The sequence below is a fragment of the Pseudomonas sp. GW821-FHT03E01 genome (assembly GCF_059420765.1).
On record NZ_JBWKUI010000024.1, the window covers coordinates 14,594 to 37,527 of the forward strand.

Sequence of the window (22,934 nt, forward strand, 5' to 3'; positions counted from 1 at the left end):
TCAGACCGCTGAGCCGAGTTGGAAGATGGGCAGGTACATTGCAAACACCAGCCCGCCGACGATAACACCCAGCACCACCATGATGAACGGCTCCATCAGGCTGGTCAGGTTATCGACCATGTTGTCCACCTCGGCCTCATAGAAACCCGCGACCTTGTCGAGCATGTCGTCCAGCGCGCCGGACTCTTCGCCAATGGCCGTCATCTGGATCGCCATGGTCGGAAAGATGCCGGAGGTACGCATGGAAAAATTCAGCTGCATGCCGGTCGAAACGTCCTGCTTGATGCGCAACACCGCTCGCTTGAACACGATGTTGCCGGTCGCGCCCGCCACTGACTCCAGGGCTTCGACCAGTGGCACGCCGGCGGCAAACGTCGTCGACAGGGTGCGGGCGTAACGGGCCACGGCGGACTTGTACATGAGCGCGCCAACCAACGGCAGTTTCAGCAGCCAGGTGTCCGTCCGGTCGCGAAAGCCCGGGGAATTCTTGAAGGCATGGCGCAGGCCGAAGATCCCCCCAGCCAACACGCCGAGTATCATCCACCACCAGTCCTGCATGAACTCCGACAAGCCGATGACCATCACGGTGAACGCCGGCAGTTCGGCGCCGAACCCCGAGAATACCGACTGGAATTGCGGCACAACCTTGACCAGCAGAATGCCGGTCACAATGATTGCGACGAACACCACGGCCAGCGGGTAGGTCATGGCTTTCTTGATCTTGGCCTTGAGGCTTTCGCTCTTTTCCTTGTAGGTCGCCACCCGTTCCAGCAGGGTATCCAGGGCACCGGCCTGCTCGCCGGCGTCCACCAGGTTGCAGTACAGCTCGTCGAAATACTGGGGCTTTTTGCGCAGGGCCGCGGCGAAGCTGTTACCGGCCGCGACTTCCTGTTTCACCTCGTCCACCAGCTTGCGCATGTTCGGGTTATCGAAGCCCTCGCCGATGATCTCGAACGATTGCAGGAGCGGTACGCCGGCTTTCATCATGGTCGCCATCTGCCGGGTAAACAGGGCGATGTCCAAGGGTTTGATGCGCTTGCCGGCACTGAAAATGGACGCGTACTTTTTCCGCACCTTGCCCGGATTGATGCCCTGCTTGCGCAACTGGGCCTTGATCAGCGCTGGATTTTGTCCGGTCAACTCGCCGGTCATTTTCGCACCTTTGCGATCCGTGCCTTCCCAGGCATACACGCTGATTTTCGCTGCTTTGACCGCCATATTCAGTCCTTCGTGACCCGGTTGATTTCTTCAAGGCTGGTGATGCCTTGCATGGCCTTGAGCAAGCCCGACGTGCGCAGGTCGTTGAAGCCGTCCTTGCGCATCTGGAGGTCGATCTCCAGTGAATTGCCTTCGGCCATGATCAGCCGTTGCAGGTCAGGAGTGTTCTTCACCACTTCATAAATCCCCACTCGCCCTTTGTAGCCAGCATTGCATTGATTGCAACCGACCGGTTCATAGATCGTGAATGAGCCGATGCGTTCCTCGGGGAAGCCTTCCTTGAGCAGCGTCTCGCGGGGAATCTCGATGGGTTTCTTGCAATGGCTGCACAACTTGCGCGCCAGGCGCTGGGCAATGATCAGGCTGACCGAGGTCGCAATGTTGAAGCCCTGAATCCCCATGTTGTGCAGGCGGGTCAGGGTTTGCGCAGCGCTGTTGGTGTGCAGGGTGGAAAGCACCATGTGCCCGGTCTGGGCGGCCTTGATGGCAATTTCGGCAGTTTCGAGGTCGCGGATTTCGCCGACCATGATCACGTCCGGGTCCTGGCGCAGAAACGAGCGCAACGCCTGGGCGAAATCCATTCCCTGCCTGGGATTGACGTTGACCTGGTTGACGCCCTCCATGTTGATTTCCACCGGGTCTTCGGCAGTGGAGATGTTGATGTTGACGGTGTTGAGGATGTTCAGCCCGGTATAGAGCGACACGGTCTTGCCTGAACCGGTGGGCCCGGTCACCAGGATCATCCCCTGTGGTTGCTTGAGGGCGGCCATGTACAGGTCTTTCTGCTCCGGCTCATAGCCGAGGGCATCGATGCCCATTTGCGCGCTGGACGGATCGAGGATCCGGATCACCACTTTTTCGCCCCACAGGGTCGGCAGGGTGTTGACCCGGAAGTCGATGGACTTGCTCTTGGACAGGCGCATCTTGATTCGCCCGTCCTGGGGTTTGCGCCGCTCGGAGATGTCGAGACTGGCCATGACTTTGAGCCGGGAAGCAATGCGGTTGGCCAGTTGCGTTGGTGGCTTGGCAACTTCATGCAGGATGCCATCGGTGCGCATCCGCACGCGGTAGGTTTTTTCGTAGGGTTCGAAATGCAGGTCGGAAGACCCGCTCTTGATCGCATCGAGCAACATCTTGTGGACGAAGCGCACCACGGGCGCGTCATCGGTGTCCTGTCCGCCGATGGCGTCCTGTTTCTGGTCGTCGACCGACTCGATGTCCAGACCGTCGAGGTCGACATCGGCCATCTCTTGCAGGTCGGTGGCGTGGCTGTCGAAGAATCTTTCGATGGCGTCGCTAAGCTTGTCCTCTTCGACCAGGATGGCTTCGGTGTTCAGCCCGGTACTGAACTGGATGTCGTTGATGACCTGTTGATTACTCGGATCGGAAACCCCCACGAACAGTTTGTTGCCGCGTCGCCAGAGGGGTAGGGCGTGGTGCTGGCGGATCAGTTTTTCGCTGACCAGCCCCTTGGGTTGGGTGTCTTTTTCCAGGCAGTTGAGGTCCAGCAGGGCCATGCCGAAATGCTCCGAAGCCACCTCGGCGACCTGCCAGCTTTTCAGCAGTTTGTTTTGCACCAGATAACTGACCAGTGAGACTCGATCGCGTTGGGCTTGCTGATACGCCTGTTGCGCACTTTGATCAGTGATCAGCTCGGCCAGCACCAATTGCTTGGCCAGACCGCTAAGGGCAATGTCATTCATTGGGATTCCGGACGCAGGCGGTTAATGACTTATAGCCTAGTCAAACAGTGGAACCAAACCAGCCGAGGTGAGGTGACAAAAAATGTCAGAAAGTGCGGATCCTGGGGGTACGAAAGGTCTTTGTCGTGATCCCGAGCCCAGTCTGCAGGGGCGCATACGACTTGGCATGACCTGTGCTGCACCCTCTACAGATCATGAGATTTCGACTCATGCATGGAGCCTGTCTATGAAAAATCAAAATGGTTTTACCCTGATCGAACTGCTGATCGTGGTGGCGATCATCGGGATTCTGGCGACGTTTGCGTTGCCGCAGTATTCGAAGTACCAATCACGGGCGAAAGTTACCGCTGCGCTTGCAGAAATCTCGGCACTGAAGGTGCCTTTTGAAGACATTATGAATCAGGGTACAGATCCTACCCTCGCTTTGATCGGCGGTACGGCGACTACAGGTAACTGCACGATTACGGCATCGGGTACCACCGCTACCGGTGTGGGCACTATTGCCTGCACGATCCTCAATGCTCCAGGGCCTGTGCTCAGCAAGACCATTACGCTTTCGCGTACCCTCGCCGGTGGCTGGACATGCGCCACCACGGCTCTACAAGAGTACGCACCTAAAGGCTGCACCGGTACCTGATCCATATCACCCGGCATAAACAATGCCCCGCTTCTCACGACGCGGGGCATTTTTGTTGGTCATTTGGGCGGGGGGCGATTCGGATGATCACGAAAACCCCCGACAATTCATGCCCTTAGGCCTGCGTTAAAACCCGCAACTTGCATGTAGATAATGTCGCACTCATGCATTTTGCATGATTTCGAAAGTTGTCATTTTTATTAAGTTGTTGATTTATAGGTATTTATTTTTTGGTTGCTAGTTGGCACAGCGTTCGCACTCTCTCTGGTAACCCTGCTGACAAGACGACACGCAGCAGACTTTCCAGAAGAACAGGAGTTACTCGTATGAAAAAGTTCGCTATCGCTGCCGCTACTGCTACCGCGCTGACCCTGACGATGGCCAACGCTGCATTCGCCCAGACCAGCCATACCACCCAGGCTCCCATGACGCTGGCCGCCGGTGAAGTGACCAAAGCCAAGGAAGCTACTTCCGATACCTGGATCACGACCAAAGTCAAAGCAGACCTGGTGACTGAAAAAGGCATCCCTGGCACCGACATCAAAGTCGAAACCAACAAAGGCGTCGTGTCGCTGTCGTCCACTGTTGCGGTGACTGAAGCTCAGAAAGCCACCGCCGTGGCCATTGCCAAGAAAATCAAAGGCGTCAAAGCGGTGTCCGCTGACGGCCTGAAAGCCGAGTAAGGCAAGGCTTCTCGCCTGGACCGGGAGAAGATGCGGCAGGCGGGCCAGGTCATACGTCTGTCGCTTTTTGAGAGTTCATGCGAAAGGCCATATGGACGTGGCCGTTACAGGCCCCGACATTCGTGTCGGGGCCTGTTCTATTGGGAGCAACGCAAAAAACTGTGGGGGCGAGTTCAGTTACCGCGCTTGCTGGTGATTTGAACCAACCGGTTTCCTTCAAAGCGCAGGTACTGGTACATCCCGCCGTTGGGCCCGTAGGTCCATTCCTCGACCTGAAACTCTTCCCGTCGATTGGCGCTGCGCTTGTAGCCAAGCAGGTCGCGGGCGACGGGCTCTCCGCATTTTTGCAGCACTTCGCTGGACCTGTCCCCGACGCTGATCAATTGACTGCCGCAGCGCAGGGTATCGGCCGCCGCAGCTTGACCGGCAGCCAATACCAGGGCCAGGCTCATAAGCCATTGCGCGCCCATCATTCGGCATCCAGATGCAAGGCCGTCACCACGCGGCCATCGCTTTCGGCCTCACCGAGGTTGGCGTCGATGAAGTACACGCGGTCATCGGCCAACTGCCCTTTGTCCACCAGGTAGTCCTTGATGCTGCTGGCCCGTTCCTGGCCCAGCTGACGCAACAGAACCTCGCTGGAGCTCCAGAAGCCGATCACGCTTTCGCGCATTTTTTTGCTGCGTTCTTCCTTGCCCAGATCCTTCCATTCCGCGGGCGGCTGGATCTTGAGACGTGTGCGGTAGATTCCTTCGAGCAGCGGGCCTTTCTCGCTGTCCGGCACTTCCAGCATGGAGGCCTGGGCCGGCACTTTGTCACCGCGGCGCTGGAGCATTTTGTAGTAGTTGTACTGGTATTCCCGTTCCAGGCGTTGCTCGGCGAGCAGTGGGCCGTCGCTGCTCTTGGCGGCAGTGCCTTCGATTTCCAGGCGCAGGGCCGGACGCTCCTTGAGCGCCTGGGACAGTTTGATCAGTGTCGCTTCGGCTTCCTTGCTCAAGTCGCTCGAACCTGGTGCAAACGCCACGGTGCCCAGCTCCTCTGAACCGCCGCCGCTGACCAGCCCGCCAATCATTTTGAACGGCGCCGCGGCCGCCTTCACGATCAGATTGCGCAGGGTCTGCCAGATGATCGGCATGATGCTGAACTGCGGGTTGTTCAGGTCGCCGCTCACCGGCAGTTCGATGGAAATCTTGCCGTCGACATCCTTGAGCAAGGCAATCGCCAGTTTCAGCGGCAGGCTCACTGCATCCGGACTGTCGACCTTTTCACCCAGTTGCAGCTGCTCGACCACCACTTTGTTTTCGGCCAGGAGCTGACCGTTGGTGATCTTGTAATGCAGATCCAGATTGAGCCGGCCCTTGCGGATGCGGTAACCGGCGAACTTGCCGGAATAAGGCGTCAGGGTCGTCAGTTCCACCCGTCTGAAACTGGTAGCGATGTCCAGACTGGCCATTGGGTCGAACGGGTTGACCGAGCCCTTGATGGTCACCGGTGCATAGCGGTCGACCTTGCCTTTGACGTCGACGTTGGCCGGTTTTACGTGGCGGCTGTCGATGGTGCCGATCTGCCCGTTCAGTTGTTGGACGGCCGTGGCGAAGTTCGGTGTCAGGCTGAAGTCGGCGAAGTTTGCCGAACCGTCATTGATGGCGATGCTGCCAATGTGGATGCCCAGTGGTTTTTCGTTTCCGGCTGCCGGTTTGGCTGCGGCAGTTGTGGTCGTTGTGGTCGTTGTGGCGCCGGAGTCGGCCGGTTGCGGGATCAGCAGGTCATCGATGTTGGTGGTGCGGTCATCGTTGATCATGAAGCGGGCATAGGGCTGGAACAGATTGACCTTGTCGATCGACAGGCTGTCGCCGTGCTGATAGTTCAGGCCTTCGAGCGCCAACTGTTGCCACTTGAGGAAGTCACGGGTTTTCAGAGTGTCGAGGGTATGCAACTGATCGATCTGGGCTTTACCTGTAACACTGAACGCCAGCGGCTCGGTGCTTTTCAAGTCGACCGCCAGATCACTGCCCAGCATGCCGCTACGCAGTTCGAGGCGAATGAACGGATTGATGTAGGACTGGGCGACGCGCAGGTCGATATCCCTGGTCTGCACGTTCAGTTTGGCGCTGATCGGGGCCAGATTGACCGTGCCGTCCGCCATGATCTTGCCTTGCTTGCCCACGCCCGTGTCGAGCTTGAGGTTGAAAGGGGAGCCGTTGAGGCTGTCGAAATTCTGCAGGTCCAGGTTCAGCGGGCCGAGCTCCAGCGCTACGGCGGGTTGTGCCTTGCGGTCGGCCAGGTGCACCTGATAATTACGCAGTTGCACGTCTTTGAGCAGCACCTGCCAGGGTTTGCTCGGCGCGGTCGGTTCGGGCTTCGGTGAATCGGCTGCCGCGGGTGTGCTGGTGGGTTCGGCGTTGGCTTTGGCCGCCTGTTTGGACGGCTGGCTGGCGAACAGTTTTTGCCAATCGAGTTGCCCATCGGCTTCGAGGGCTGCCCAGGTTTCCAGTTTCTGGCTGCGGATCTTGCCGACCACCACTTGCTGCTTGGCCAGATCCACGGTGGTGTCGCTGATGTCCAGTCGTTCGAGCTTCACCAGAGGTCGGCCGTCCGGCGCCTTGATGGCGAAAGGCGCGACGCTGACGACGACGTTGTCCAGCAGCAGTTCGGTGCCTTTGTTCAGATTGAGTTTGTAGTCGGTGCTCAGGTTCAGGACGCCGTTTTCCAGGACCAGTGGCACAGCATCGCGCACATAGGGCCAGAAGGACTTCATCTTGCCATCGGTGATTTTCAGCTTACCTTCAGAGGCGATCGGGCTCAGGCTGAAATTGCCGGTCCAGTCGATCTGCCCGCCGGCGGGGCCGACCGCGACCAGGGTCATGTCGGCGTTGTCGTCGGGCAGGGTACTGAGGTTCTTCAGCTCGAAATCGAGTTTGTCGTAGAGGAATTCGATGGGCTCGCTGGGCCGGGCATCTTCGAAATGCACGTAGCCGCCGGCCAGTTTGATCCGCTCCACGCGCAGCGGGAAGGGTTTGGCGTTCGGGTCGACCGGGGTCGGTTCGCTGGCGGGGATTTTGAACAGCCCGAGAAGATTGAGCTGGCCGTCCTTGCCGAAGCGTATTTCGGTCTTGGGTTTGTCCAGTTCGATATCGGACAGGTGCAGCGCCTTGGTCCACAGGCTGTCGATCTGCAAGTTGGCGTACAGGCGTTCGAAGCCCACTTGTTCCTTGCCCGGCTCGCCGATGATCAGGCCCCAAAGGGTTACTTCAAGGCTGAACGGGTTGAGTTCGATCCGCGAAATTGTCGCGGGCGTCATGGCGTAGTTGGCCAATTGCTGGTTGGCAACCCGCAACGCGATGCCCGGCAAAATCAGAAACCCCAGCAGGCTGTAAAGGGCCAGGGCTGTTAACAAGGCGCCGATAGCGCGGATCAATCCTTTGGGCATGTGTGGCTTCATCTGTCGGAATCGGAGTGCCTTGGAGTATGGCATGCGTTTGCGGTTCCGAAGCAATCACGCTTTATAGGCGTTGTCTGATAATGGGTGTGGATTTTCAGAGCTGCAGGATCAGCGTTTTCAGCGGCGGTTGTTGGTCCGTCGACGGAAAGTCGCTGCCCGGTGTCAGCGCTGTCCACTCACGCACCGGGCGTCCGGCCTTCTCTGCGCAGCGCAGCACCTGTTCGCGCCAATCGTCCATGCTGACCTTCGCCAGGTTGTTGCAGCAGATCAACACGCCATTGTCGGCAGTGGTCAGCAGCGCCGGTTTGAGCAGGCTCTGGTAATCGCGCAACAGATCGACCGTGCCGAAAGCACTCTTGGCCCAGGCCGGTGGATCGAGCAGTACCAGATCATATTGACGCGGCTCCAGGCGCTGATAGCTCGGCAGTTTTTGCCCGCGACGCTGGCTGATCGGCAGGCCGGCCAATTGACGAATCGCCGGGAAGTAATCGGACTGGATGAACTCCATGGTCGGCAATTGCGGGTTGAGCAGACCGTTTTCGCGGCCGACCGCCAGGTTGCCTTCGGCAAAGTCCAGGTTGCACACCTCGCTGGCACCACCGGCCGCAGCGCAGAGACCGACGCCACAGGTGTAGGCAAACAGGTTCAGCACACTTTTGTTTTTGCTGTGCGCCTTGACCCAGCCGCGGGCGTTGCGCAGGTCGAGAAACAGCAACGGATCCTGGCCGGCATGGCGCCCGCGAACCCGGTAGTTCAGCCCCCATTCGTGGCCGATCAAGTCTTGCAGGGCGGCCTCGTCGGCGCGGTAGACGGTGTCTTCGCGGTCGATGCGCGAGTTGCCGCGGGAGCGGTCGTTGTAGACCAGCAGGCTATCGAGGCCCAGCTGTTGATTGACGATTTCGTGCAATTGCAGCAGGGCGTCACGCTCCAGTGACTGATGAAAGCTTTGCACCAGCAGTTGCGGGCCATAGCGGTCGATGGTCAAGCCGCCGGCACCTTCCTGGCTGCCGTGGAACAGGCGATAGCAATCGGTGCCTTGCTGATGCAGCTCGGCGAGCAGGTCCTGGCGACGATCAAGGGCGGCGCACAGCGCCTGATTCAAGGAAGACATGCTGGGCGCCTTGCTGGAGGGAATTGAGGGCGCGGGAGTTTAACACTGTGGCGAGGGGGCTTGCCCCCGTTCCAGTGCGCAGCACTGGCAAAAATTCGAGGGAGCGCCAAGCTTTTTGGGCCGCTTCGCTGCCCAACGGGGGCAAGCCCCCTCGCCACAATAAGCCTCACAGCGCGGCCGGTGGCCGCGCGCAACATTATTGGTTCAGGCGTTGATCAATCAGCCCTTGCACCACGCTTGGGTCGGCGAGGGTCGAGGTGTCGCCGAGGCTGTCCAGTTCGTTGCAGGCGATCTTGCGCAGGATCCGTCGCATGATCTTGCCCGAACGGGTTTTCGGCAGGGCCGGGGCCCACTGGATCAAGTCCGGTTTGGCGAAGCTGCCGATTTCCTGGCTGACATGGGCCAGCAGTTCTTTCTTCAGATCGTCGTTGGGGTCGACGCCGTTCATGGGTGTGACGAAGGCGTAGATGCCCTGGCCTTTGATGTCATGGGGGTAACCGACCACGGCGGCCTCGGCAATGCTGTCGTGCAGCACCAGCGCGCTCTCCACTTCGGCGGTGCCGATGCGGTGCCCGGAGACGTTAATCACGTCGTCGATGCGCCCGGTGATCCAGTAATCGCCGTCCTCGTCGCGGCGTGCGCCATCGCCGGTGAAGTAGTAGCCGGGGTAGGGCTTGAAGTAGGTTTCGACCATCCGTTTCGGATCGCCGTAGACGCTGCGGATCTGCGCCGGCCAGCTGGACTTGATGGCCAGCACGCCGCTGCCGGCGCCTTTGATTTCTTTGCCGTGCTCATCGAGCAACACCGGTTGCACACCGAACATCGGTTGGGTGGCGCAACCGGGTTTGACCCGTTGGGTGCTGACCAGCGGGCTGAGCATGATGCCGCCGGTTTCGGTCTGCCACCAGGTATCGACAATCGGGCAGCGTTGCTCGCCGACTGTATTGAAGTACCACTCCCAGGCTTCCGGGTTAATCGGCTCACCGACAGTACCGAGTAAGCGCAGGCTCTCGCGGGATGTTTCCTTCAACGGCCCGGGACCTTCACGCATCAACGCGCGCAGGGCGGTCGGGGCGGTGTAGAAGATGTTGACGTGGTGCTTGTCGATCACCTGCCAGAAGCGCGAGGTGCTGGGGTAGCTCGGTACGCCTTCGAAGATCAGCGTGGTCGCGCCGTTGGCCAACGGCCCGTAGACAATGTAGCTGTGGCCGGTGACCCAGCCGACATCGGCGGTGCACCAGAAGACTTCACCGTCGCGATAGTCGAGCACGTATTTGAAGGTCATCGCCGCTTGCAGCAGGTAGCCGCCGGTGGTGTGCAGCACGCCTTTGGGTTTGCCGGTGCTGCCGGAGGTGTAGAGGATAAACAGCGGGTCTTCGGCGTCCATCGGCTCTGGCGGGCAATCGTCACCGACATCGCGCAGGGCCTGGTGATACCAGAGGTCGCGGTCTTCAACCCAATTCACCTGGTTTTGGGTGTGCTCGACCACGATCACACTGCTGACGTGCGGGCAACTTTGCAGGGCCTTGTCGACGTTCTGTTTGAGCGGTACGAATTTACCGCCGCGCACGCCTTCATCGGCGGTGATTACGGTGCGGCAGTCGGCGTCGAGGATCCGGTCACGCAGTGAGTCCGGGGAGAATCCGCCGAACACCACCGAATGAATCGCGCCGATCCGCGCACAGGCGAGCATGGCGTAGGCGGCTTCGGGGATCATCGGCATGTAGATGCACACGCGGTCGCCTTTCTTTACGCCACGGCTTTTGAGCACGTTGGCCAGTCGACAGACGTTGTGATGGAGTTTTTTGTAGGTGATTTGGGTGGATTCGGCGGGGTCATCGCCTTCCCAGATGATTGCAATCTGATCGCCACGCTGTTCCAGATGACGGTCGATGCAGTTGTAACTGACGTTTAACTTTCCGCCGGCGAACCAGCTCGCTTCACCGGTTTTCAGGTCGTACCGCTGAACGGTCTGCCACCGCGTGCTCCAGTCGAGGAACCGTGTGGCCTGTTCGGCCCAGAAGGTGCTGGGGTGTTCAATGGATTCACGGTACAGGCGCTTGTAGTCGTCCTGACTCAACTGTGCAGCCCGGCGGACGGCATCGGCTTTGGGGAACGTGCTGATATCGAACATGACGGTTCCTTATTCTTGTTTTGCGACAAGAGGGGAGCTGCGCGACCCTCGTAGGAGCTGCCGAAGGCTGCGATCTTTTGATCTTGTCTTTTACAACCAGGATCAAAAGATCGCAGCCTTCGGCCGCTCCTACAGTGATAGCGCACGCCACCGATTTTGCAGTAAACCCGGTGCCGTGGAACTGTCGGTGCTGCAAGTTGAAGGGGCGGGTAAACCGCCCCTTCAGCCTATCACCCGCGGTGACGACCGCGGAAGTAGTTGATCAGGCCTTGGGTGGAAGCATCGTCGGCCGGGGTTTCTTCGCTGCCGACCAGGCGGTTGTAGACGCCTTTGCCCAGTTCTTTACCCAACTCCACGCCCCACTGGTCGAAGGCATTGATGCCCCAGACCACGCTTTGCACGAAGACTTTGTGTTCGTACAGCGCTACCAGTGCGCCTAGACGACGCGGGCTGATGCGTTCGAGCACCAGGGTGTTGCTCGGACGGTTGCCCGGGATCACCTTGTGTGCGGCCAGTTTTTGCACTTCATCCTCGGCCATACCCTTGTCACGCAGCTCGGCTTCAGCCTCGGTGCGGGTCTTGCCGAGCATCAATGCCTGGCTTTGCGACAGGCAGTTGGCGTACAGCCACTGGTGGTGGTCGGACACCGGGTTGAAACTGACGATCGGCACGATGAAGTCGGCCGGGATCAGTTGGGTGCCCTGGTGCAGCAACTGGTGGTAAGCATGCTGACCGTTGCAGCCAACGCCGCCCCAGATTACCGGGCCGGTATCGGTGGACACTGGCGTGCCGTCCTGGCGCACGCTCTTGCCGTTGGATTCCATGTCCAGCTGTTGCAAGTGCTTGGTGATGTTGCGCAGGTAGTGGTCGTACGGCAGGATCGCGTGGCTCTGCGCCCCCCAGAAGTTGCCATACCAGATGCCGAGCAATGCCAGCAGTACCGGCATGTTCTGTTCGAATGGCGCGCTCTGGAAATGCTGGTCCATGGTGTATGCACCGGACAGCAGTTCCTTGAAGTTCGACATGCCGATGGCCAGGGCAATTGGCAAACCGATGGCCGACCACAGCGAGTAACGGCCGCCGACCCAGTCCCACATCGGGAAGATGTTCTCTTCACGAATACCGAATGCCACGGCCGCCGCGTTGTTGCTGGAGACGGCGATGAAGTGACGGTACAGCTCGGCTTCCGAACCGCCCTGAGCCAGGTACCAGGCGCGGGCGGCCTGGGCGTTTTTCAGGGTTTCGAGGGTGTTGAAGGATTTCGACGAGACGATGAACAGCGTGGTCTCGGCGCGCAGCTTCATGGTCAGTTCGTGGAATTCACTGCCGTCGATGTTCGCCAGGTAATGGCAACGCACGCCTTTCTGGGCGTAGGACAGCAGCGCTTCGGACACCAGCTCGGGGCCGAGGAACGAGCCACCGATGCCAATGTTCACAACGTCGGTGATCGGCTTCTCGGTGTAACCGCGCCACAGACCGTCGTGGATACGGCCCACGAGATCGGTGATCTGGTTCAGCACTTTGTGCACGTCGGGCATCACGTTGACGCCGTTGACCGACAGCTTGTCGCCCACCGGACGGCGCAGTGCGGTGTGCAGGGCCGGGCGTCCTTCGGAGGCGTTGACGATTTCGCCCGAGAACAGCGCTTTGATCGCGCCCTTGAGGTCGACTTCGTTGGCCAGGCCCACCAGCAGATTGCGGGTCTCGGCGTTGATCAGGTTCTTCGAGTAGTCGAGAAACAGGCCGCAGCTGCTGAGGGTGAATTGATTAAAACGCTGCGGATCGGCATTAAAGGCTTCGCGCATGCTGAAATCCTGCATGGCTTGGCGGTGGTCATTCAGCGCTTGCCAAGCGGGCAGAGCGGTAACGTCGTGAGGAGTGCGGTAATACGCCATCGCTGCGGTTTTCCTTTTACTTGAACGGCCTTTTGAACACTAAAAATCCCGGAGCGCTGTGGGTGGGCGTCCGGTCAACTGCGTCGACACGATTTCTGGCGCAGGGCGAATACAGTAAACCTCGCGCTGCAATCTGTCTTGACTTTGTCTGACCTGCTCCCGGTACTTTTTTAACATTTAACCAGGAGCGGTCCGACAAACGGAAAGCTGGCAGGGGGGCGGTCCGGTCAGGCGACCTGAACCGGAATGGCATTGCTGGTGTGGCTCAGTTCGTTGCCCGGCGCCATGTAGAGCATGCGCGGCTTGAAGTTGAGCAGTTCGGCTTCGCTGTAGTGGGCGTAAGCGCAGATGATCACGCGGTCGCCGACCTTGGCCTTGTGGGCCGCGGCACCGTTGACCGAGATCATGCGCGAACCTTCTTCGCCACGAATCGCGTAGGTGGTGAAGCGTTCGCCGTTGTCGATGTTGTAGATCTGGATCTGTTCGTACTCACGGATGCCGGACAGGTCCAGCCATTCGCCGTCGATGGCGCAAGAGCCTTCGTAATCGAGTACAGCATGGGTGACTTCGGCGCGATGCAGCTTGGCCTTGAGCATGATGGCGTGCATGAGTGTTTCCCCGGGTCGGAATCGAACGGGGGGCAGTTTGCCCGAAGGCTTTGTGGGCGGCAATACAACGCAAAAGATCGTCCGAACACGGCCCGAGCCTGCGGCGTCTCCTAAAGGTCTCCGCGAGACCGTGTAGGGGCTGCCGCAGGCTGCGATCTTTTGATTTTGCCGTTAAGACGTAGCGTCGAGGTTCAGATGCAGGTTGTCGATCAACCGCGTCGTGCCGAGGAACGCCGCCACCAGAATCACCAGATCCCGATCTTGCGCTGTCGCCGGACGCAAGGTCAGCGCATGGCGAATTTCCAGGTAATCCGGACGCAGGCCAGCGGCTTCCAGTTGCTTGATCTGCTCGTTGATCAGCGTCGGGTAATCGCGCTCGCCCTGTTTGATCGCGTCGCTGATCCGGGTCAGGGTGCGATAGACCTCTGGTGCGATGGCCCGCTGTTCTTCGCTGAGGAAACCATTGCGTGACGACAACGCCAGACCGTCGGCGGCCCGTACGGTCGGTTCGCCGATGATCTGGATCGGCATGTTCAGGTCGTGCACCAGGGCGCGAATCACCGCCAGTTGCTGGAAGTCTTTCTGGCCAAAGATCGCCAGGTCCGGCTGGACCATGTTGAACAGTTTGCTGACTACCGTCGCCACCCCTTCGAAATGCCCCGGACGGCTGGCGCCGCACAGGCCTTCAGACAGTTGTGGAACGCTGACGCGGGTCTGGCCGGCCATGCCGTCGGGGTACATTTCTTCGACGGTTGGGGCAAACAGCAGATGGCAACCGGCCTGGAGCAGTTTCTCCTGATCGGCGGCCAAGGTCCGCGGGTATTTGTCGAGGTCTTCGCCGGCGCCGAATTGCAGCGGGTTGACGAAAATGCTCGCGACCACGAAATCCACCCGTTGGGTGGCTTTGGTAATCAGCGCGATATGCCCGCTGTGCAGGTTGCCCATGGTCGGCACAAAGCCGATGCGCTTGCCTTCGCTACGGGCGCGGGCCACCGCGGCCCGCAGTTCGCGTACGGTTTTTACGGTGTTCATGCAGAGAATCCGTGTTCGATGCCAGGGAAAGTCGCCGCTTTGACTTCAGTGACGTAAGCGCTCAAGGCTGCTTGAATGCTGGTTTGGTCGGTCATGAAGTTCTTCACGAACTTTGGCACGCGGCCGGTCATGGACAAGCCCAGCATGTCGTGCAGAACCAGTACCTGACCGTCGGTGCCACTGCCGGCGCCGATGCCAATCACCGGGATCTTCACCGCCTGGCTGATTTCTTCGGCCAATTCGCTCGGCACGCATTCGAGCAGCAGCATGGCCGCGCCGGCCTGTTCCAGGGAAATTGCGTCGGCACGCATCTGCCGCGCCTGGTTCTCGTTGCGGCCCTGGACTTTATAGCCGCCGAGGATGTTGACCGATTGCGGTGTCAGCCCCATGTGCGCGCACACCGGGATGCCGCGTTCGGCCAGCAGACGGATCGAGTCCGCGAGCCACAATGCCCCTTCAACCTTGACCATGTGCGCACCGGCCTGCATCAACAGGGCGCTGTTGGTCATGGTTTGTTCAATGGTGGCGTAGGCCATGAAGGGCAGGTCGGCGAGGATCAGGGCATCGGTGTTGCCGCGTTTGACGGCTGCCACGTGGTAGGCCATTTCAGCAGTGGTCACCGGCAGGGTGCTGTCGTGACCTTGCAAGACCATGCCGAGGGAGTCGCCCACCAGCAGCACTTCAACCCCGGCCTCATTGCAGGCGTGGGCGAAGGTCGCGTCATAGCAGGTCAGCATGGTGATCTTTTCACCTGTCTGCTTGAGGCTCTGGAGCGTGGTCAGGGTGATGGCTGGCATGAAAAAAATCCTCATTACAGGCGCTATGAAAACTACTGCGAGTAACGCGCGTGATTCGTCATTTATACAGGCGCACCCTCTTTCGTGGTGCTTGTAAGGCCTGGACTGCGCCCTTTAGCGCCGCGTTGGCGGCAGCGGGACGCCTATAGTCGTGAGGAGAACCCGGGAAGTCAATTGCATGTGTTACCGCATTGTTACGTGGGGGGTGTTACCGACGTTACTGATGCGATTCAGCAGATTTGCGATGGGCTTGTATCGTCAAAAGCGGCAACTCAGGCTGCCGGGAGGCGTTCCAGGCCGACGAACGGGCAGGCGGCGAGTAATTCTGCGAGGGTGCGGCCGTCAGCCAGGCGCAAATCCGCCGGTGCCAGTTCGGCCAACGGATAGAGCACAAAGGCTCGTTCCTGCAGGTGATAGTGAGGGACTTTGAGGCGCGGTTCGTCGATCAGTCGATCGCCGAACAACACGATGTCCAGATCCAGCGTGCGCGGGCCCCAGCGTTCAAGGCGCTGGCGGCCTTGTCCGTTCTCGATGGCTTGCAGGGCATCGAGCAGCTCCAGCGGCGCGAGGCGGCTGTCGAGAGCGGCGACCGCGTTGGTATAACGCGGTTGGCCGGGCAGCAGCGAGTCGCTTTGATAAAACCCGGAAACACCGACCAGTTCGGTCTGCGGCAAGCGTGCCAAGGCCTCGACAGCGCTGCGCAACTGTTCGGCAGGGTCAGCCAGATTGCTGCCCATGCCGATGTAGATGCGTTCCATGGCTTATTCGCCTGTCGTGCTCGAAGCGCCGGCAGCGCGTTTGCGTTTGGCGCCGCCACTGCGGCGACGTTTGCGCGGAGCACCGCTGCCGTCGTCCTTGCCGCTGAGTTCGCGGATCATGTCCCGACGTTCGCTGTCGTTGGCGTCCTGATAGTCGGTCCACCACTCGCCCAGGCCATCAGTCTGTTCGCCAGCGCTTTCGCGCAGCAGCAGGAAGTCGTAGCCGGCACGGAACCGCGGGTTGTCCAGCAACAGGTCGGCCCGCTTGCCGCTGCGGCGCGGCAGACGCTCCTGCATGTCCCAGATCTCGCGGATCGGCATGGTGAAGCGTTTCGGAATCGCAATACGCTGGCACTGTTCGGCAATCAACTCGTGCGCTGCTTCCTGCATCGCCGGAATCGGCGGCATGCCACGTTCTTGCAAGCGCAGCACGCGGGCCGGCAGGGCAGGCCAGAGCAGGGCGGCGAACAGGAACGCCGGGGTGACCGGTTTGTTCTGCTTGATCCGCAAGTCCGTGTTGATCAGTGCTTCACTGATCAGCGTGTGGGTGTACGTCGGGTTGTATTCCAGCGCCTCGGCACTGGCCGGGAACAGCGGATCGAACAACTGCAGGTCGACCAGCATCTCGAAGGTGTCCGCGGCGTGGCCGGAGAGGAACAGCTTGAGCACTTCTTCGAACAGACGGGCTGATGGAATCTCGCGCAGCATCGGTGCCAGATCGCGGATCGGCAGGGCACTGTGCTTCTCGATACCGAAATTCAGCTTGGCGGCGAAACGCACGGCCCGCAGCATCCGCACCGGGTCTTCCTGGTAGCGCTGCTTCGGATCGCCGATCAGGCGGATCAAGTGATTGCGGATGTCGTGTACGCCATTGGCGTAGTCGAGAATGCGCTCGCTGACCGGATCGTAATACAAGGCGTTGATGGTGAAGTCGCGGCGTTGCGCGTCTTCTTCCAGGGTGCCGTAGACGTTATCGCGCAGGATGCGCCCGCTTTCGTTGCGGGAAGACTGGTTGCTGTCTTCGTCCTCGTCGTTTTGCGGGTGATTGGCGCGGAAGGTCGCGACTTCGATGATTTCGCGGCCAAAGTGGATATGCACCAGTTTGAAGCGACGACCGATGATCCGCGCGTTGCGGAATTCGGCCCGTACCTGTTCAGGGGTGGCACTGGTGGCGACGTCGAAATCTTTCGGCGTGATGCCGAGCAGCATGTCACGCACACAGCCGCCGACCAGGTAAGCCTGGTAACCGGCGTTCTGCAAGCGTTCGACGATGTTGACCGCGTAACGGCTGAATTGCGCCTTTTGCAGCGAATGTTGGCCGCTATTGAGCACTTCAGGCGTGCTGCGGATGTGTTGCGTACGACGCAGGGGAGAACGGAATGACTGGAACAGCTTCTTCAGCATGGGATGCACTGTTTGAAGGAATGTTCGGCCATAACGAAGAATGACCGCATGATGGGCCGGGATTCTAGCATTTAGTCGGGGGATGGTGTAGGAAGCTGCGCAAGCGCTTGAAGGGAGATGTCTTGAGGGGCGGTTTTGTAGCAGCTGCCGAGCCTGCGTTCGGCGGCGAAGCCGTCGTAAAACCAGAAATTGCGGTGTGTCAGTAGGAACCGGTTGCCCGTATTAGCGACTGCTGCGCAGTCGAACGCAGCCTCGCACTGCTCGGCAGCTGCTACAAGGCAGAGAATGCCAAACGCCAGAAACCACAAGGGGAGCCGAAGCTCCCCCAGAAGTAGTTGCCTGCTCTATTTTTATTATTGGTTTCGGGCTTCTTGTTTTTGTTGAGCGCCCTCGCCATGAAGTTTTCCTTCATGACCCTCCCAATCGGGAGCCAAGAGCAAACGGATTGCTTTGGTCGCTGTGTTGCTATGATCGTGTGATCCAACCAGTTCAGGCACTGCCTAGGGACAGTTTTTTATTATTCTCGGCCTGGTTGCGGGGCAAGCCCCAAATGCAACGCCTCTCCAAAAGAATCAGTTAGCTACGCCTCTCGCCGTCTTGTTTTTATTGTGCGTGAGTCGATTCGTCTTATTTTTATTGTCTTGTGCATTACTTGTTATTGTTCTTGTACTGAACATATAGCAGGGTGCGTGCCAACTTTTGTGAGGCCCAGTAAAACAAGGGGTTAGGCGGGCTAATGGGGTTTTTCGAGGCCAAAAAAAACCGGGGCTTCGTTACCGTAAGCCCCGGCTTCTGTTACGTGAAAAAGCTGAGGTAACAGTTTTTCCACAATGTCACGTGTTACCCGCGCATCTGACAGGCGCGGTTCAGCTCTCGCTGGCCACCCCGGTTTTGCGCCGCGGGATGCCCAGGCGCTGACGGCGTTCCCACAAGCATTTGCGACTGACCCCGAGCTTGCGGGCCAGTTCGGTTTCGGTCATGTGATCCTGATGCTCGAGCACGAAGTGCTGGAAGTAGTCTTCCAGGGACAGATCTTCGGTCGGTTCGTGGCTGGTGTTACCGGCGCTGTTGCCCTGCTGGGGCGCGAGGCCGATGAAATCGTCGTCTTCCAGATCGCTGAGTTCGATGTCGATGCCCAGCAGCTCGGCGGAAATCTCCGGGCTCTCGCACAGAATCACCGCGCGCTCGACCGCGTTTTCCAGTTCGCGAACGTTACCCGGCCAGGAGTAATGCCGAATTGCTTGCTCGGCATCCAGGGCGAATTTCAGATCGGTGCGGTTGACCCGCGCGCTCTGCCGCGCCAGGAAGGCATTGGCAATTTCATTGACGTCCGCACCGCGCTCGCGCAGGGCCGGCAGTTTCAGGGCGATCACGTGGAGGCGGTAATACAAGTCTTCACGGAACTGGCCGATCTTCGCCAGGCTCTTGAGATCCCGGTGGGTCGCGGCGATCAGGCGTACATCGACCTTCTGCGACTGGACCGAGCCAACCCGGCGGATTTCACCTTCCTGCAATACGCGTAACAGGCGGGCCTGGGCTTCCAGTGGCAGTTCACCGATTTCATCGAGGAACAAGGTGCCGCCGTCAGCCGCTTCCACCAACCCGGCACGCCCGGCGCTGGCGCCGGTAAACGCGCCTTTCTCGTGGCCGAACAGTTCGGACTCGATCAGGCTTTCCGGGATGGCTGCGCAGTTCACCGAAATCATCGGCGCCTTGGCGCGTTTGGACAGGTTGTGCAGGGCACGTGCTACCAGTTCTTTACCGGTACCGGATTCGCCCTGGATCAGGACATTGGAATCGGTCGGCGCGACTTTACGGATTTTGCTGTACAGGTCCTGCATCGGCGGGCAAGAGCCGATGATGCCGATTTCGCCGTTGCTGTTGTCGACACCACTTTTTGCTGCGGCGCCATTGGACGCTTTGCCGACGACCGGCTCACCGCTGGCTTGCGCCGATTGCCGGTCACGCAGGATTCGCGCGACGGCCTGGAGCATCTCGTCGTGATCGAAAGGCTTGGCGATGTAGTCCACCGCGCCCATTTTCATGGAGTCGACGGCCGAACGCAGGCTGGCGTAACTGGTCATGATCAGCACCGGAGTGCCCAGGCCGAGTTTGATCAACTCGGTACCCGGCGCGCCCGGCAGGCGCAGGTCACTGACGATCAGGTCAAACGTGGGAATGCTGAAACGCTCTTGTGCTTCCTGCACGGATCCGGCTTCGCTGACCTGGTACTGGTTACGTTCCAGCAGACGGCGCAAGGCGGAGCGGATAATTGTTTCGTCTTCGACGATCAAAATGTGCGGCATTGATTCGATACTCTCGACGGTCTCAGTTCACAGCGGACGTCGCTTCGACATGACGCGGTAAGGTCACCCGGATACGGGTGCCGCGTTGGCTTTGAACATCAGCCGGGCTGTCGATGGTGATTTGTCCATAATGCTCTTCAACGATGGAATAGACCAGTGCAAGGCCCAGACCGGTGCCTTCGCCAGGATCCTTGGTGGTGAAGAAGGGTTCGAACAGTCGGTCCATGATGCTCGAGGGAATACCGCTGCCTTCGTCTTCGACGATCAGATCGACCGTGTGTTCGCCGGCTTCGCTCTTGACGCGCACTGCACTGCCCGGAGGCGAGGCGTCACGGGCGTTTGAGAGCAGATTGATCAATACCTGGGCGAGCCGCTGCGGGTCGCCTTCGACCCAGTGATCGGGGTCGCACAGGTTGTAGAACTGTACTTCGAAATTGCGCCGGTTCAAGGCCAGCAGGCCGATGGCATCCTGGGCCACTTCCGCCAGACAAACGGGCTCGTCGCTGTGCTGATGAGCGCCCGCGTGGGCGAAGCTCATCAGCGACTGAACGATGCGTGACACGCGTTTGGTCTGCTCGAGGATCTGCCCGCTGATTTCCGTGAGTTCGGCGTCTTCTTCACGTTCTTCGCGCAGGTTCTGCGCGAGACAGGCAATGCCGGTGATCGGGTTGCCGATTTCATGGGCCACGCCGGCCGCCAGTCGGCCAATGCTGGCCAGGCGCTCGGAGTGCACCAGTTTGTCTTCGAGCATCTGGGTTTCGGTCAGGTCTTCCACCAGCAGCACCAGGCCGCTGTTACCCGGTGCCAGCGGTTCGTCGATCGCCGCTTTGTGCAGGTTCAGCCAGCGGGTCTGGCCATCGAGGGCCAGGTGCTGCTTGTGCAAGTGTTCGTCCGGCAGATTGATGAAACCTTGCAGCAGCTCTTTCCATGGATCGGCAATGGTGCTCAGGCGCGAACCGACCACACGCTGCGCGGCAATCCCGGTCAGCTCCTCCATGGCTTTGTTCCACATGAGGATTTCCTGATCCTTGGCCAGCGAGCACACGCCCATCGGCAATTCCTGCAGGGTTTGGCGGTGGTAGCGACGCAGGGCATCGAGTTCGGCGGCAAGGCCGGTGAGGCGCGAGTGGTAATCCTCGAGGCGACTTTCGATGAAGTGGATGTCTTCGGTGACGTAGTTTTCGCCGCCGGCCTTATAGGGCAGGAAGGTTTCGACCATGTCCTGCGCCACGCTCGGGCCCATCAGGCCGGAGAGGTTGGCTTCGATACGGTCACGCAAACGACGCAAGGCGTAAGGCCGGCGTTCGTCGAACGGCAGATAAAGGTCACGCAGCGCTTGTTCGACTTCTTTCTGCGCGGCCTTGGCACCCAGCGGTTTGGCCAGTTGCGTGGCGAATTCCTGAGGCGAGGCGGCATGCAGTTCGCGGCGTTGCGGGCGGCGAACGTTGTCCACCGCGCAGGCTTCGGCGGCGCTGGCCTCTTCGGGGCTGGCGTTGGTGAACAGTGAGATCAGAGTGAACATCAGCACGTTGGCGGCCAGCGAGGCAATTGCCGCCATGTGCCAGCTGGTGTCGTCCAGCACGTAAATCATGTTCAGCAACGGAATGTAGAAGCCTTGCAGATTGCCGACCAGCGGCAACAGCATGGTCACCAGCCACACCAGAATCCCCGCCAGGAGGCCGGCGATGAAGCCTCGACGGTTGGCGGTCGGCCAGTACAGCACCGACAACACGCCCGGCAGGAACTGCAAGGTGGCGACGAAGGCGACGATGCCGAGGTTGGCCAGGTCCTGTTCCGCGCCCAGCATCAGGTAGAAACCGTAGCCGGCCATGATGATCGCGACGATCAGCGCCCGGCGGGTCCATTTCAGCCAGCGGTAGATATTGCCCTCGGCCGGCGGCTGATAGAGCGGCAGCACCAAGTGGTTCAGTGCCATCCCGGACAGCGCCAGCGTAGTAACGATGATCAGCCCGCTGGCTGCCGACAATCCACCGACATACGCCAACAGTGCCAGGGCTTTGCTATTGGCGGCGATGCCGATGCCCAGGGTGAAATATTCCGGATTGGTGGTGGCACCGAGTTTCAACCCGGCCCAGAGAATCAACGGCACTGCCAGGCTCATCAGCAGCAGGAACAGCGGCAAGCCCCAGCTCGCGCTGACCAGCGAACGCGGGTTGAGGTTTTCGGTAAAGGTCATGTGGTACATGTGCGGCATGACGATCGCCGAGGCGAAGAACACCAGCAGCAGCGTGCGCCATGGGCCTTCCTGCAGAGGCGTGTGCAGGGCGGCGAGGGCGGTCTGGTTTTGCAGCAGCCACAGTTCCAGCTGTTGCGGGCCGTCGAACACGCCATACAGCGCATACAGGCCGACGCCACCAATCGCGATCAGCTTGATCACTGACTCGAAGGCGATTGCGAACACCAGGCCTTCATGTTTCTCACGGGTGGCGATGTGGCGCGAGCCGAAGAAAATCGTGAACAGCGTAATCAGCGCGCAGAAACTCAGGGCCACGCGATGCTGCACCGGCTCGCGGGTGAGGATGCCGATGGAGTCGGCCACCGCCTGAATCTGCAACGCCAGCAACGGCAGCACGCCGACCAGCATGAAAATCGTCGTCAGCGCACCGGCCCAGGTGCTGCGGAAACGGAACGCGAACAGGTCGGCCAGCGATGAGAGTTGGTAAGTGCGGGTGATTTTCAGGATCGGGTACAAAAGCACCGGCGCCAGCAGAAACGCCCCGGAAACCCCGAGGTAGCTGGACAGAAAACCGTAGCCGTACTGATAAGCCAGGCCCACCGTGCCGTAAAACGCCCAGGCACTGGCATAAACGCCCAGCGACAGGGTGTAGGTCAGCGGGTGGCGAATGATCGCCCGGGGGATCATGCCCCGTTCACTGATCCAGGCCACACCGAACAGCACCGCCAGGTACGCGGCGCTGATCAGGATCATCTGGGTCAGGCTAAAGCTCATCGGCATCTTTTTGGCTCTGCAGGATGAAGGTCACGACGATCAGAATCAGCCAGAGCAAATAAGGGCGATACCAGGCGCCAGTGGCGTCGATCCACCAATCCATGATGGCCGGGGAGAACAGATAAATCCCCACTACCAGGAGCAGGACCAAGCGATAGATGTACATCCCGGCCTCTCTCTTTTATGCGCGTGCCCGAAAACGTGCGGCGATGGTAACGGATGGGTGCGCCACTGC

17 protein-coding genes are annotated in these 22,934 nt (G+C 59.8%); 2 read left to right on the forward strand and 15 right to left on the reverse strand.

Annotated elements, in window-relative coordinates; all coding sequences use genetic code 11:
* Both AC07VO_RS28440 and pilB read right to left on the reverse strand, forming a co-directional pair.
* The gene (locus AC07VO_RS28440) at positions 1–1,218 is read right to left on the reverse strand and encodes a type II secretion system F family protein (RefSeq protein ID WP_495007725.1); all 1,218 of its coding nucleotides are present in this window, start codon (positions 1,216–1,218) and stop codon (positions 1–3) included.
* A 2-nt stretch (positions 1,219–1,220) separates the two neighbouring features.
* Positions 1,221–2,921 carry a type IV-A pilus assembly ATPase PilB gene (gene pilB / locus AC07VO_RS28445; protein WP_064620392.1) on the reverse strand — a complete coding sequence of 567 codons (1,701 nt, stop codon included), beginning with the start codon at positions 2,919–2,921 and terminating at the stop codon, positions 1,221–1,223.
* Between the two features lie 226 nt (positions 2,922–3,147).
* Between pilB and AC07VO_RS28450 the strand changes: the two genes are divergently transcribed.
* Together AC07VO_RS28450 and AC07VO_RS28455 are read left to right on the forward strand one after the other, a co-directional pair.
* The gene (locus AC07VO_RS28450) at positions 3,148–3,558 is read left to right on the forward strand and encodes a pilin (RefSeq protein ID WP_019650990.1); all 411 of its coding nucleotides are present in this window, start codon (positions 3,148–3,150) and stop codon (positions 3,556–3,558) included.
* A 326-nt stretch (positions 3,559–3,884) separates the two neighbouring features.
* Entirely contained in the window at positions 3,885–4,241 is a 357-nt protein-coding gene (locus AC07VO_RS28455; protein ID WP_064620389.1) for a BON domain-containing protein, read from the forward strand.
* A gap of 173 nt (positions 4,242–4,414) precedes the next feature.
* Here the strand turns inward: AC07VO_RS28455 and AC07VO_RS28460 are convergent, their stop codons facing one another.
* The 13 genes from AC07VO_RS28460 to AC07VO_RS28520 all read right to left on the reverse strand — a co-directional run bounded on the left by AC07VO_RS28460 (position 4,415) and on the right by AC07VO_RS28520 (position 22,865).
* Positions 4,415–4,711: a DUF2845 domain-containing protein gene (locus AC07VO_RS28460; protein ID WP_064620386.1), complete on the reverse strand. Its 297-nt coding sequence runs from the start codon at positions 4,709–4,711 to the stop codon at positions 4,415–4,417.
* The gene (locus tag AC07VO_RS28465) at positions 4,711–7,716 is read right to left on the reverse strand and encodes a DUF748 domain-containing protein (protein ID WP_173861186.1); all 3,006 of its coding nucleotides are present in this window, start codon (positions 7,714–7,716) and stop codon (positions 4,711–4,713) included. The genes AC07VO_RS28460 and AC07VO_RS28465 overlap by 1 nt, the downstream gene beginning before the upstream one ends.
* Positions 7,717–7,777: 61 nt before the next feature.
* Complete coding sequence (locus tag AC07VO_RS28470) at positions 7,778–8,794, reverse strand: class I SAM-dependent rRNA methyltransferase (RefSeq protein WP_064620380.1); 1,017 nt, start codon at positions 8,792–8,794, stop codon at positions 7,778–7,780.
* Positions 8,795–8,990: 196 nt separating this feature from the next.
* A complete protein-coding gene (gene acs / locus AC07VO_RS28475) occupies positions 8,991–10,928 on the reverse strand; it encodes an acetate--CoA ligase (RefSeq protein WP_086945890.1) in 1,938 nt (645 codons plus the stop codon).
* Positions 10,929–11,158: 230 nt separating this feature from the next.
* Positions 11,159–12,823: a glucose-6-phosphate isomerase gene (gene pgi, locus AC07VO_RS28480; protein ID WP_064620373.1), complete on the reverse strand. Its 1,665-nt coding sequence runs from the start codon at positions 12,821–12,823 to the stop codon at positions 11,159–11,161.
* Between the two features lie 227 nt (positions 12,824–13,050).
* The gene (gene panD, locus AC07VO_RS28485; protein ID WP_008153310.1) at positions 13,051–13,431 is read right to left on the reverse strand and encodes an aspartate 1-decarboxylase; all 381 of its coding nucleotides are present in this window, start codon (positions 13,429–13,431) and stop codon (positions 13,051–13,053) included.
* Between the two features lie 171 nt (positions 13,432–13,602).
* The gene (gene panC / locus AC07VO_RS28490) at positions 13,603–14,463 is read right to left on the reverse strand and encodes a pantoate--beta-alanine ligase (RefSeq protein WP_007938070.1); all 861 of its coding nucleotides are present in this window, start codon (positions 14,461–14,463) and stop codon (positions 13,603–13,605) included.
* The gene (gene panB, locus AC07VO_RS28495; protein WP_018930198.1) at positions 14,460–15,260 is read right to left on the reverse strand and encodes a 3-methyl-2-oxobutanoate hydroxymethyltransferase; all 801 of its coding nucleotides are present in this window, start codon (positions 15,258–15,260) and stop codon (positions 14,460–14,462) included. The genes panC and panB overlap by 4 nt, the downstream gene beginning before the upstream one ends.
* 272 nt (positions 15,261–15,532) lie before the next feature.
* The gene (folK, locus tag AC07VO_RS28500) at positions 15,533–16,018 is read right to left on the reverse strand and encodes a 2-amino-4-hydroxy-6-hydroxymethyldihydropteridine diphosphokinase (RefSeq protein ID WP_019650997.1); all 486 of its coding nucleotides are present in this window, start codon (positions 16,016–16,018) and stop codon (positions 15,533–15,535) included.
* A gap of 3 nt (positions 16,019–16,021) precedes the next feature.
* Complete coding sequence (locus tag AC07VO_RS28505) at positions 16,022–17,422, reverse strand: polynucleotide adenylyltransferase PcnB (RefSeq protein WP_018930200.1); 1,401 nt, start codon at positions 17,420–17,422, stop codon at positions 16,022–16,024.
* Positions 17,423–18,288: 866 nt separating this feature from the next.
* Positions 18,289–19,728: a sigma-54-dependent transcriptional regulator gene (locus AC07VO_RS28510; protein WP_018930202.1), complete on the reverse strand. Its 1,440-nt coding sequence runs from the start codon at positions 19,726–19,728 to the stop codon at positions 18,289–18,291.
* Between the two features lie 22 nt (positions 19,729–19,750).
* Complete coding sequence (locus AC07VO_RS28515; RefSeq protein ID WP_026286733.1) at positions 19,751–22,705, reverse strand: sensor histidine kinase; 2,955 nt, start codon at positions 22,703–22,705, stop codon at positions 19,751–19,753.
* Positions 22,689–22,865 (reverse strand): hypothetical protein, encoded by a 177-nt coding sequence (locus AC07VO_RS28520; protein ID WP_003176118.1) that lies wholly within the window; start codon positions 22,863–22,865, stop codon positions 22,689–22,691. Before AC07VO_RS28520 ends, AC07VO_RS28515 begins: the two co-directional genes overlap by 17 nt.
* Between the last annotated feature and the right edge of the window lie 69 nt (positions 22,866–22,934).